General features: G+C 61.9%; 7 protein-coding genes. 3 read left to right on the top strand and 4 right to left on the bottom strand.

Annotated features, from left to right (window positions below):
- Positions 1–847: 847 nt before the first annotated feature.
- Together Q0G85_RS06440 and Q0G85_RS06435 are read right to left on the bottom strand one after the other, a co-directional pair.
- Entirely contained in the window at positions 848–1,090 is a 243-nt protein-coding gene (locus tag Q0G85_RS06440; RefSeq protein WP_297155907.1) for a hypothetical protein, read from the bottom strand.
- Positions 1,091–1,103: 13 nt separating this feature from the next.
- Positions 1,104–3,338: a molybdopterin-dependent oxidoreductase gene (locus Q0G85_RS06435; RefSeq protein ID WP_297155905.1), complete on the bottom strand. Its 2,235-nt coding sequence runs from the start codon at positions 3,336–3,338 to the stop codon at positions 1,104–1,106.
- Positions 3,339–3,546: 208 nt separating this feature from the next.
- Here Q0G85_RS06435 and Q0G85_RS06430 point away from each other — a divergent pair, with 208 nt between their 5' ends.
- Both Q0G85_RS06430 and polA read left to right on the top strand, forming a co-directional pair.
- Complete coding sequence (locus tag Q0G85_RS06430; RefSeq protein ID WP_297155903.1) at positions 3,547–5,232, top strand: LuxR C-terminal-related transcriptional regulator; 1,686 nt, start codon at positions 3,547–3,549, stop codon at positions 5,230–5,232.
- A 317-nt stretch (positions 5,233–5,549) separates the two neighbouring features.
- Positions 5,550–8,177: a DNA polymerase I gene (gene polA, locus Q0G85_RS06425; protein ID WP_297155901.1), complete on the top strand. Its 2,628-nt coding sequence runs from the start codon at positions 5,550–5,552 to the stop codon at positions 8,175–8,177.
- 535 nt (positions 8,178–8,712) lie between these two features.
- Here polA and Q0G85_RS06420 read toward each other — a convergent pair.
- A complete protein-coding gene (locus Q0G85_RS06420; RefSeq protein WP_297155899.1) occupies positions 8,713–9,699 on the bottom strand; it encodes a hypothetical protein in 987 nt (328 codons plus the stop codon).
- Positions 9,696–10,148 (bottom strand): DUF4869 domain-containing protein, encoded by a 453-nt coding sequence (locus Q0G85_RS06415; RefSeq protein ID WP_297155897.1) that lies wholly within the window; start codon positions 10,146–10,148, stop codon positions 9,696–9,698. Before Q0G85_RS06415 ends, Q0G85_RS06420 begins: the two co-directional genes overlap by 4 nt.
- Before the next feature lie 131 nt (positions 10,149–10,279).
- Here Q0G85_RS06415 and Q0G85_RS06410 point away from each other — a divergent pair, with 131 nt between their 5' ends.
- Positions 10,280–11,914 carry a helicase HerA-like domain-containing protein gene (locus Q0G85_RS06410; RefSeq protein ID WP_297155895.1) on the top strand — a complete coding sequence of 545 codons (1,635 nt, stop codon included), beginning with the start codon at positions 10,280–10,282 and terminating at the stop codon, positions 11,912–11,914.
- Positions 11,915–12,158 lie beyond the last annotated feature (244 nt).

Here is a 12,158-nt window from a genome sequence, read left to right as displayed (position 1 = left end):
TTCTCGCACACAAAACCGCAGGTCATGGGATTGTCGGAATCGCTAGACAACATCGACATAAAAGGTCGATATGTGAGTCTGAGAAGGACGATACGGGCGGGTGTCTCCGCGATGCCCTTTGTTTGCCCAGGTCAGATTTTTCGAAGTCAAGTTTCCCAAAACTAACTCCTCACATATCGAACTTTTTTGTCCACGGCGAGCCGGTTTCGAGAAAGAAAGGCTGCCAGAGTGGCATCGTATCCCAGGGCGGCGCCCCGAGCAGAACGGAACCGAAGGCGGGACGGGGCCAGCGGGAGCGGGACGGGTAGTCAGGGGTCGGGCGACTTGTCTCTTGGCTGCACTAGGCTGGACAGTTTCGTGAGGGCCGCGAACGAGCGTGGGGAGGTATGCGCGCGTTGGGAGCTGCATGGGGGGAAGGCGCGGGCTACGCACGGCGCGAAGGGGCTTTGGGCTGCAACGCGAGAGCATAAAGAAAGTGGGCGGGAAGGACTTGACGCTCTTCCCGCCCGCGTAGTCGCGAGTGGCTTGCAGCATGCGATTGCGGTGCTTTCTTGGCGACTGCTTGTCCGTCTTAGAAAGCTTGATGCAGGTCAACCATCGGCTGCAACGGTCGGGACCCGTCGGCCGAAGCTTCGCAGTCGTCGGGTCCCGTGCCGCAGTCTTACAATCTCCCAGTCTCGCAGTCTCCCAGTTGCCAGGCTCCGAGCTGCGATTCCTTCCTGCCCCCTTTTGCCTCTGGCGGCGTGCTCGGGCCGATGGTGCGCCTGTGGGATGGGTGTCTCACGTGGGATGGAATGACAGCGCTCGCCTCGTCACCGTCAGGCGCCGAGGCGAGCGCTTCCCGGCCCTACTTTGCCTCTTGCGGCGCGCTCGGCGCTTGGGGTGCGTCCGGCGCACCTGGCGCACCTGGCGCGCCCGGAGCCCCCGTTGGCGCACCTGGGGCTCCGCCCGCTGTCGGCGCCCCCGCCGCGGGAGCCTCGAAGGGCTCCCCGCACTGCGGGCATTTCTCGGCGCTCACGTCATCGCACACATAGTGGCACTTCATGCAAATCCGCGCGCCCATCGTCGTTGATGCTGGTCTGAAACACATGGCTCATCAATCCTTACAAATCCTGCTCTTCGCACTTGTAGACCTTGGCGCTCGCGCCCGTGAGCGGCCAGGATCCCATCAGCGGGTCGAGATACTTCGCGTCGTCGTCCAAAATCACGTTCACGTTCGACTTGAACACGCCGAACAGCGACGGCTCAGCTTCGGGCTCCTCGGGGAACCACCAGTCATGCTGCACGCTGATCACTCGCGGATCGACCGTCGTCGTGGTGCGGGCGCGCTGCTTGATGCGGCCCTTGTGCGTCTCGATCCAGCACCAGTCGCCCGGCGCGATGTCAAGCGAGATGGCGGTGTCCGGATGGATGTCGAAGATCGGGTCCGGATGCAGGTTGCGATACGCGCCCGGCTGGCGATGCTCGGTGTGGTAGAAAGGCATGAACCTGGCGCCCGTGATCATGCACAGCGGGTACTCCTCGGCGTACTCCGGGTCCGCTTCGGGGAAGTTAGGCGGGAACGTGAAGCTCGGCAGCGGATCGAAGTTGCGGCCCGTCTCCTTCGCGAGCTTCTCGATGACCGTCGAGTACAGCTCCACCTTGCCCGTCGGGGTGAGGAACTTGAAGCCCGGCTCCTTGTACTTCTCAGGCACGTTGGGAACCTTCAGGTACTTCACCTTCTCGCAGAAGTCGCGGAACTTCATGCCGAAGGGCGCCACCTGGTCGTTCATCATGTCCTCGTACTTCGGACCCCACCACTTGTCGGCAAAGCCCAGGCGCTCGGAAAGCCCGTACCAGAACTCGTAGTCGTCGCGGAAGTCGATGTCGGTGCCGCCTTCGAAGCGCTCGAGGACGGGCATGCTGCCTGCCATGCTGACCTGCTCGACGTCCATGGTCGGGTAGCCGATGCTGCAGCGCTCAAGCCACGTCGCCGCGGGCAGCACGTAGTCGGCCAGCGCCGCTGTCGGCGTCATGAAGTAGTCGTGCACGATGAGCAGGTCGAGGCTCTTCAGCGCCTCATGCACGAGCTTCGTGTTGCTGAACGCGAGCATCGGGTTGTCCGCCTGCACGATGCATGCCTTGATGGGGTAGGGGTCACCGCTGATCATCTGGCGGAACATCGTCGGCGCGTTGCTGTAGGGGTAGAAGCGCGGGTAGGCCTTCGAGATGATGTCCCAGCCCTTGAAGGTGAGGCCCGGGTACATGTCGTTGCCGACCATCTTGTCGCGTTGCTCCTGGGAAAGGGCGTCGTGGGAGAAATTCATGTCCTCGGTGTTGCCGCGGTCGCCCGGCATGGTCAGCTGATCGCCGCCGACCTTGTCGATGTTGCCGGTGATGGCGCGCAGGATGGCCTTGCCCTGAATCGCGCTCGAGGCGTTGATACCGCAGCCGTCGCCGCCCTTTTCGCCCCAAGGCAGGCAAGCGGGCTTGGTCGTCGCGTACATGCGCGCCGCCTGGCGAATCTTGTCGGCGGGGATCCAGGTGATTTCCGCGACCTTCTCGACGGGGTATTCCGCCGCGCGCTCTTTCAGCTGGTCAAAGCCATAGCACCATTCCTCGACGAACTCATGGTCGTAGAGGTCCTCCTCGATGATCACGTTGATCATGCCGAGGGCGAGCGCCGCGTCGGTGCCGGGGCGGATCTGCAAGAAGAGGTCGGCCTTCTGGGCAACCTCGCAGAAACGGGGATCGATGACGATGAGCTTCGCGCCGCGCTCCTGCATGTTGCGCAGGGTCCATTGCCAGTTCAAAAGCTCGGAAGCTGCAGGGTTGCGACCCCACAAAACGACGAGGTCGGCGCGCTTCCAGTCGGACTTATCGGAGCAGAAGCCGCCATAGGTGCACGGCTCGAGCCACATGTCGGAGCTGTAGCAGATGGTGCCGTTGCCGCCGGTGTTCGGGGTGCCGAACAGGTTGGTGAACTTGTAGTGCAGGTTGGACTGCGTGCGGTACGTTCCCTCGAGGAAGCACAGGGTCTCGGCGCCGTACTTGTCGCGAAGGTTGGCAAGGCGCTCGGCCATCTCGTCGAATGCCTGGTCCCAGGTGATTTCTTCCCACTGGCCGCTTCCGCGTTCGCCGACGCGCTTGAGAGGCCTCTTCAAGCGGTTGGGGTTGTACTCGAAATCCTTCCAGCGGTCATGCTCGAGTCGGGAGCACACGTATCCCTCGTTGTGCGGGTTGTCGGGATCTCCCTCGATCTTCACGACTCGGCCGTTTTCCTTCGTGCAGAGAACGCCGCAATTCAGATGGCACAGAAAACACGATGCTCTCTTGACTTCCCTCTCGACCTCAGCCATGTCTTTCTCCTCTCGTTTTTTCGCCGCCGTCTTGGCGACCGATGTTTCGCCGCATCTTGAAATTGCCTCTCGATGTCTCGGCGATGCTGCTATGATGGGTTGCAGGGGGAAAGAATGAATCACATCGAGAAGGTGATTCCCGCTGAACTGGGGAAATGCCGTCACCTTCGCATGGTGATTCATGCTTGTAACGGGGGATTCCATGGGAATGGATAATTCTGGTGCCGTGTCCGGCGGCGAATTTGGTACACCCAACGCTGCGTTCGAGGCCGCGTCGAAAAGCGGGGGCGGCGCGGTCCGCGTCGCGTCTGGCGGCAAGTTCGCCGCGTCCGATGCCTCATCCGGTGGCAAGCTCGATGCGTCCAGTGTGCTTTCGTTTCTCGACTCGACGGATGGCAGGGGCGAGAGAAAGCCGGTGATGCAAACATCCGCTGCGTGCGTGCTTGCCACGATCGGCTTCGCGTGCCTTACGGTGTGGGGCACCTACATCGTGTTCTCGCCCGCGCTTCCGCTTCTGTCCTTCGAGCCGTTGGAAATCGGCATCCTGTGCCTTATCGTCTCGCGCGTGGTGATGGACGCCGCTCTCGCCATTTGCGCGAAGTTCCCCGACTTCGTGTTCAGGAGGATGCGGCCCTTGGTGTTGCCCGGCTCGTTTCTCCTGTTCGCCCCGGCATTTCTTCTGGCGGCGGCATGCTGGGCGGGCTTCGTTCCCGAAGGGTGGCGCATGCCCTGCGCGATCGTCGTCTGGGTGCTGCTCGGCGCGGGGGAACTATCACTCTCGCTTGTGTGGACGGTGCTCTTCAGCATGATGGCCCCGAAGTGGACGGCGATGTCGATCGCGGTCGGCGGCGCGCTGGCAACTCCGCTCTTCCTTTTGGTCGCAGGCGCGGGAAGCCCGCTCATGGGTCTGTTCGGCCTGGCGTTCATCGTGATCTCGTGCATGGTGCTTGCCTCCATCCTCGTTTCTCGCGTCGACCCCGATGCCTTAAAGGCGATGGAAGGCTACCAGCGTGACCCCTCCATTACGCTTAAAGCTGCGGCGTCGATCGCCGCGAACGGGATGGCGTACGGGTTCGTCGTCGTGATGCTTGCGCTTACGGGCATTAAGGCTGTGCTCATCGCTTCGGCGGCGGGCATCGTTGGCGCGGGTGTTGCGATTCTTTGGGCGACGAAGCGGACGAAATCTCGCTGGGATATGAGCGGCATGCAGCGACTCACCGTTCCTATCGTCGCAACATCTATCCTGTTCATTCCCTATTTCGGACACACAGGGCGCATCGTGTGCGGTGCCGTTGCCGTGGGAACGTTCGCCTACGCGACGCTTATGGAGTGGACCGATCTTGTGGTGTCGAACGCCGAGTTCCAACTTTATCCGGTGAAACGCTACGCGATGGGAAGGCTCGCGCAATGGACCGGCTTCGCGCTCGGCGTCGTCGTCGCGTTCTTCGCGTTCCGCGCGGGCGACGTGGCGATCGAGGGGCTTGGCGAGCTGTCCTGCGTGATTGCGATCATCGTTGTCGCGGCCTTCTCGCTCTACGGCGCCGACGACTCGGAAACCGAGGACGCCCTGTTGGCCCTCATGACGGCGAGCGCCGAGTGCCCGCCCTCGATCGACCCGCCGAAGAACGCCTCGCCGTTTCGCGACCGCTGCCGCGCCATTGCCGAGCAGTACGACCTGTCGCCGCGCGAGGCGGAGGTGTTCACGTGCCTTGCGAAGGGCAGAAACGCCGAGTACATCCAGCAGAAGCTGTTCATCAGCTCGAACACCGCGAAGACGCACATCACGCATATTTACCGGAAGATGGGGATCAACTCTCAGCAGCGTCTGATCGACCTGGTCGACCGGGAGGAGCAGCCGCCCGCCCGCGAGGAGCGCGACGCCCGCGACTCCTGAGAGGCGCGCGGCCCGCGACGCTTGCGACACCCGTGGTCCGCGACACCCGCGAGGTGCGCGAGGCGCGTGGAGCCCGCGACACCCGCGAGGTGCGTGGAGGTTGCGAGACGGGCGACACCCGCGGCACCCACGCTGCCCGGGAGACGTGCGACACCCGCGAGACGCGTGAAGGTTGCGGGGCATGCGAGGCGCCCGCGCGATGCTCGCGATTCCCGTGACGCCCGCGACACGCGCAGAGCCGTTGGAGAAGCCGTAGGCTCGCCCGATTCCGTGCTACACTGATTCGCCGAGAACACCGCGACTCGGGAGGGTCTTCCATGGCTAAAACTGTGGCCGTCATCGACGGCAATTCGCTTATGCATCGCGCCTACCACGCCGTTCCGCCCACGATGAACGCGCCCGACGGCACGCCGACCAACGCGTGCTTCGGCTTTATCGCCATGCTGCTGAAATTCGTGGAGATGGCGCATCCGGACGCCATCGTGTGCGCCTTCGATGCGGGGCGCCCCAAGTGGCGCATGGAGGCGATCGAGCAGTACAAGGCGCAGCGTCCCCCGATGGACGACGCGCTGAAGGTGCAGTTTCCCCTGATGGAAGGGCTGCTCGAGGCGATGAGCATCCCGGTTGTGCGCGTGGCCGGCTGGGAAGGCGACGATATCTTGGGCACCGTGTCCGCGCGCGACGAGGCGCTCGGGTACCGTACGCTGCTCGTGTCCGGCGACAAGGACGTCTACCAGCTCGTGAGCGAGCTTACCCATGTCGTCACGACCAAGAAGGGCATCACCGACGTCGCGATCTACGGGCCTGAAGAGGTCTTCGAGCGCTACGGTGTCACGCCCGCCCAGTTCCCCGACTTCCTGGGGCTTAAGGGCGACGCGTCCGACAACATCCCCGGCGTGCCCGGGGTGGGCGACAAGACCGCCGCGAAGCTGCTTTCCGCATACGGCAACCTCGAGGGCATCTACGAGCACACAGGCGAGCTTAAGGGCAAGCAGAAGGAGAAGATCGAAACCAATCGCGACCAGGCGTTCGCGAGCCGGAAGGTGGCGACCATCTCGCGCGATGTCGACTTCGAGCTCGATTTGGAGGATGCGGCGTTCCCCTCGTTCGATGTTGCGCGCGTGACCGCCGCCTTCAAAAACGTGCGCTTCAATGCGCATTTGGCCCACGTGTTGAACCTCGTGGGGGAGAAGGCGCCCGCCGAGCGTGCCGCGCTTTCGTGGAAGCCCGTCTTGCACGGGGCCGATGCGCGAGCCGCCGTCAAGGGCGCGATAGCGGAGGGGGAGCGCGTGGGTGTCGCGTTCGTCGAGCCCGAGCAGGCGTCGCTGTTCGATACGGGCGCGGTTGCGGCGTTTTCCACCTCGAAGGGTGCAGCCGTTTTCGAAGGCGACGACGCGATTTCGGTGCTTGCCCAGGTCGTAGCGCAGGGGCGCGCCGCCGCGCTCGACGCGAAGGAAATGCTGCACCGGGTGTATCCCGAGGACACGGCGCAGGAGGCGCTTATCACCGACGAGCAACTTTTCGCGGCGGATATGTTCGACGTGGGCCTTGCGGCATACGTGATGAACTCTTCGGTTTCTGACTATACCCTCGAGGCGCTTGCCGACGAGTATCTGGGCGGAGCGCTTCCCGAGGTGAAGACCGACGAGGAGCGCGCCTGCGTGCTTGCTGCGGCGACGCGCGCGCTTGAGGGGCCGCTTACCCGGGCACTCGAAGACGACGGGTCGATGCGCACGTATGCCGAGATCGACCTGCCGCTTGTCCCCGTGCTCACCGCGATGGAGCGCACGGGTGCCGCGATCGATGTGGCGCATCTCGACGAGATCGGCGAGCGCACGCAGGGCGACATTGACGGTTTGCGCGCAAGGATCATCGAGCTTGCCGGCGAGGATTTCAACGTCGACTCGCCCAAACAGCTCGGCCATATCCTGTTCGAGGTTTTGGGCCTGCCGCCCAAGAAGAAGACGCAGCGTGGATATTCCACCGACGCGAAGGTGCTCAAAGAGCTCGCCGAGGTTCACGAGCTGCCCGCGCTCGTCCTGCGCTATCGCGAGCTCGCCAAGATCAAGTCGACCTATATCGACGCGCTGCCCCGCATGCGCGCAGCCGACGGGCGCGTTCATTCGTCGTTTAACGAGACGGTGACAACGACGGGGCGTTTGTCCTCGTCAGACCCGAATTTGCAGAACATTCCCGTGCGCACGGAGTTCGGCCGCCACATCCGCGAATGCTTCGTGCCGCTCGACGAGGGCTCGCTGTTCCTCTCGGCCGACTACTCGCAAATCGAGCTCCGGTTGCTCGCGCACCTGTCGGGCGACGAGCACCTGGTCGCTGCCTTCAACAGCGGCGCCGATTTCCACGCATCGACGGCGAGCCGCGTGTTCGGCATCCCGGTTGAGGACGTGACGCCCGAGCTTCGCTCCCGCGCGAAGGCCGTGAACTTCGGCATCGTCTACGGGCAGCAGGCGTTTGGCCTCTCGCAGAGCCTTGGCGTGTCGTTCGGCGAGGCCAAGGACATGATCGACCGCTACTTCGAGGCTTATCCCGGCGTGCGCGCATACCTTGACGCCACAGTCGAGCAGGCGCGCGAGTGCGGGTACGCCGAGACCATGTTCGGGCGCAAGCGCCACATTCCCGAGCTTCACGCGGGGAACGCGAATTTGCGCGGATTCGGCGAGCGCACGGCGATGAACCATCCCATGCAAGGGTCGGCCGCCGACATCATCAAGCTCGCGATGATCGAGGTGTCGCGCAGGTTGCGGGAAGAGGGCTTCGCCGCGAAGCTGCTCATTCAGGTGCACGACGAGCTGGACTTCAGCGTGCCCGAGGGCGAAGTCGAGGCGCTTTCGGCCATGGTGCGCGAGGTGATGGAGGGCGTCGTCGAACTCAAGGTTCCCCTCATCGCCGACGTTTCGAGTGCCCCCACCTGGGCAGAGGCGCACTAGCGAGCCAGGGGAGGGCGTGCGCTCGTCGCGCCAAGGCGCCCGTGTCTGCGCCCCTTCCATCGGGTTGCGGTTGCCCGTGTGCGCTCGCAGGTCCGCGACCCTCCCATCGGGTTACGGTTACCCCGCTGGTCAGCGCTCCCGTCGGGCTGTTGCTTCCCCCGTGCGCGCGAAGGCTTGAGCCGTCCCTCCCCATAGATCATGGCTCGCTCCTTCCCGTTGGGATTTGCCGGTCGTTTCGCTCGCCGTTTTCCGCTCTCCTCGGGTGTTTTCTGCTTTCAGGATGCTTCGCTCTTTTTCTTGCGCCGACTTCTTCTCCTTGCGGGTCGATTCGGGCGAGCCTGTACAAAAATGACGATAAATTGTGAAGGAACTGTGTTTCATTCCACATATAACGCAAAAACGTAGAATAACTCGCCTGCGTTTCGCCTTGCCTGCGACACTATCGGTACAGGCAAGGCGATATATTGGCGACCGTCACCATTTCTTCACAACTTATCGTCAATCTTGTACAGAGGTGAGGCCGCGCTCGGAGTGCTTACTGCTCCGTTTGGGGAAGAATCCCCAAATTCGGCAAGCCTTTCTCTATTGCTCCACGCGTATGCTCAGCGAGATATGATTCGTTAAGTCTCGATTTGCTGTATGCGAGAAAAGTACCGCGCGTTTTCTCGATAAGCTCGTGTGTGAAGAATTGCTCCCAGCTGAAGAAGTCGGCACTTTCGATATAAGAGGCTGGACTCCGAAGCATCTCCTGTGTTCGTTTGTCGGGAAATAGACCCGATTTCAGGACAAGCCACTCAAATGATTCGGGCAGGAAGAGCTTAATGCGCTTGAATCGTTGAAGCGATACAAGGAACTCCATTTCGGGTCCGAATGCTGCTCCGTCGGCGATTACAAGGATATCCCGCTCTTTCCTATTGAGCGCAATATCGTAGATGTTCGACTTCCCGCCTGCGCTTATGCAGGGTATGCCGCTATTTTTGCAAAGTACGGCAAAGAATTCGTAGCCAGAGTTACTGTCTTCGACGATGACAACTTGCGGCTTTGCGCCGTCGAATTCGCTTTTCCCGTAAATGCGGTATGTGGAGGCATAGGTTCGCGAATAGACGGGGTACTTCGTTGTTGAGCGGTTGGTGTTCTTAAGGCCGTAAATCTCGTCGACGCTGTAGGGGAGTTGTGGAAGCGATTCGCACGCGACCAACACGTAATAGTTGCTGCTACGGCGTGCCGCGTGCGCGAATTCGTGCGATTTCATGAAGCTGCTGTCCTCGTCGATGAACACGATGCTGTTCTCGATGAACGAGAGATCACGCAGCCAGTTGCGACCTGCGAGTACTTTGCAGGGAACATCGCAATTAACGACCACGCCGCTGTTTGCTCCAAGCTCGTCATAGGCGGCAATGAGCTCGAGAAGAGTTGTCTTCCCGGTTGCGCTCTTGCCTTGAAGAATGGTGAGGTTCCTTGAAACGGTGAGCTTGATCTGCACTTTATTGTTGCGGACTACAACGTCGTGGGCGCCCCTCATTTTGCGGACTCCCTCAGGCATTTGGCTGCAACGAGAACAAGCTCGTCCATCGAATGGACAACTTCGTCGGTGTTGGCGACATGGATGGTGAACCGCCTTTCACCAAAGTTCATGAGGTGATAAAGATTGACAGTGACATCTTGGGCCTTGCCGATTGCCAGAATCCACCGTGCGCAATTATCTCCGCAATTGGAGGCGTTGTAGATGTTCTCGGGCATGAAATGCATGAGAAGCAAAGTCTTTGTGCCGCTTGAGAGTTTTTCGGGCGGGATGACGCCGAGGACCTTCGTTTCGATGGCATTGGGCCCCAAGACAACGCCGCGATCGACGGCCTTGATGATCTTTTGGGCGAAAGGGTCTTCGAGCCACTCGGCAGAGTAAACGTTGTTGAAAAAGACGGACGTGTTGTAGATGACGCCGTCCATGTCTCCATAGTGAATTGTAAGCAAGGCAAAACCTTTCTTCGTTGGAGCAAAGTATATATCAGGAAGGCGAGCGGGATGGTCGCGGGCTGCCGGAATCGGCCGATTGCGGATCCGCGGTATAATGGGCCAATCTCAGCCGACCGCAAGGAGGACCCGTGCTTCAAAACGACAAGATTTGGATGGCGCAGGGCGAAAACCCCTGCTATCTGCTCCTCAACCAGGCAAATCGCCACGGCCTTATCGCTGGCGCTTCGGGCACGGGCAAGACGGTCACGCTCAAGGTAATGGCGGAAGGCTTCTCGCAGGCGGGCGTGCCCGTCTTCATGGCCGACGTCAAAGGCGACGTCACTGGCATGTGCCAGGCGGGCGTCGACTCCGAGAACATGCAGAAGCGCATCGCCAAGTTCGGCCTCGAAGGGTTCACCTACCAGGGTTGCCCCGCCCGTTTTTGGGACATGGACGGCGAGAACGGCATCCCCGTTCGCGTGACCGTCTCCGACATGGGGCCAGTGCTGCTCTCGCGCCTGCTCGGGCTCACCAAAGTGCAGGAAGGCGTGCTAAACATCGTCTTCCGCATTGCCGACGACAGGCAGATGCTGCTCATCGACATGAAAGACCTCCGCTCGATGCTCAACTACGTGAGCGAGCACGCCAAGGAGTACACGACGACCTATGGCAACGTCTCGTCGCAGTCCGTGGGCGCCATCCTACGCGCGCTCATCGCCGTTGAGGATCAGGGCGGCGACGTGTTCTTCGGCGAACCCGCGCTTGAGCTGGCCGATTGGTTCGCCTGCGACCCGACCGGCCAAGGCTACGTCAACATCTTGAACGCCGCGCACATCATCCAGCAACCGCAGATCTACTCGATGTTCCTCCTGTGGATGCTCTCCGACCTCTTCGAGAAGCTCCCCGAAGTAGGCGACCTCGACAAGCCCAAGTTCGTCTTCTTCTTTGACGAGGCGCACCTGCTGTTCAAGGACATGCCGACTGAGCTGCTCAGCAAGATCATCCAGGTCGTCAAGCTCATCCGCTCCAAAGGCGTGGGCGTGTATTTCATCACCCAGTCGCCGAGCGACATCCCCGGCGAGGTTTTAGCGCAGCTTTCCAACCGTGTGCAGCACGGCCTGCGCGCCTACACTCCCGCCGAGCAGAAGGCGGTGAAGGCGGCGGCCGAGGCGTTCCGCGCAAACCCGAACTTCAAGAGCGAGGACGCCATCATGGAGCTTGGCACGGGCGAGGCGCTCGTGAGCTTCCTCGATGCGGACGGCAAGCCCTCCATCGTGGAAAACGCGAAGGTCCTGCCGCCGCAGTGCCTTATGGCCGCCGCGTCTGACGAGGCGAAAGCCGCTGTAATCCAAGGTCAGGCATCGCTCATGGCGAAGTACGGCGACGCGATCGACCGCGAGAGCGCCTTCGAGATGATCCAGGACGAGCGCGAGCAGAACGCCGCCGCCGAGGAGCTTGCAAGGGAGCGGGCCGAGCTCGAGGCGCAGAAGGCGGAGTTTGCCAAGCAACAGGAAGAGGCGCAGAAGGCGGCCGAAAAGGAGGCCGAGCGCCAGCAGAAAGCGGCGGAAAAGGAAGCCGAGCGTCAGGCGAGGGCAGCTGAGCGAGAAGCTGAGCGTCAGGCGAGGGCGGCGGAACGTGAGGCGGAACGCCAGGCGAAGGCTGCCGAAAGGGAGCGCCAGAAGCAGAAAGACGCCGTGGCTCGCGTCGCCACAAGCATCTTGGGCTCTGCGGGGCGCACCGCTGCCAACCAGATCGTCCGCGGGCTTTTCGGCACGCGCCGCTAGTTGTTGGCGCCGCGAGCACACGCCGCCAGCTGCTGGCGGCGCCGGCTAGCACGCGCCGCTCGCTAGCAACGGGTCGCGCTAGCAGCGCCAGCACACGCTGCACCCGTCGCCAGCCACACCTGCCACTCTCTCCCGCGCGTTTCCAGCGGAACGCGCGGGAGACTCGATGGGTCTGCGTGCTAGTCATTAAACCAGACTGTCTAAAATAAAATGCCACTTTAGAATAGCCACACTTTCAACGTTC

The organism is uncultured Ellagibacter sp. (genome assembly GCF_934617235.1).
In the GTDB taxonomy this organism is placed as follows: Bacteria; Actinomycetota; Coriobacteriia; order Coriobacteriales; family Eggerthellaceae; genus Ellagibacter.
This window is presented reverse-complemented; position numbering and strand designations above follow the sequence as displayed.

Bases quoted from the DNA above. Each gene is read 5' to 3' on its own strand.
- Q0G85_RS06430 (WP_297155903.1), top strand. From the start codon at position 3,547: ATGGATAATTCTGGTGCCGTGTCCGGCGGCGAATTTGGTACACCCAAC.
- Q0G85_RS06420 (WP_297155899.1), bottom strand. From the start codon at position 9,699: ATGAGGGGCGCCCACGACGTTGTAGTCCGCAACAATAAAGTGCAGATC.
- Q0G85_RS06440 (WP_297155907.1), bottom strand. From the start codon at position 1,090: ATGTGTTTCAGACCAGCATCAACGACGATGGGCGCGCGGATTTGCATG.
- polA (WP_297155901.1), top strand. From the start codon at position 5,550: ATGGCTAAAACTGTGGCCGTCATCGACGGCAATTCGCTTATGCATCGC.
- Q0G85_RS06435 (WP_297155905.1), bottom strand. From the start codon at position 3,338: ATGGCTGAGGTCGAGAGGGAAGTCAAGAGAGCATCGTGTTTTCTGTGC.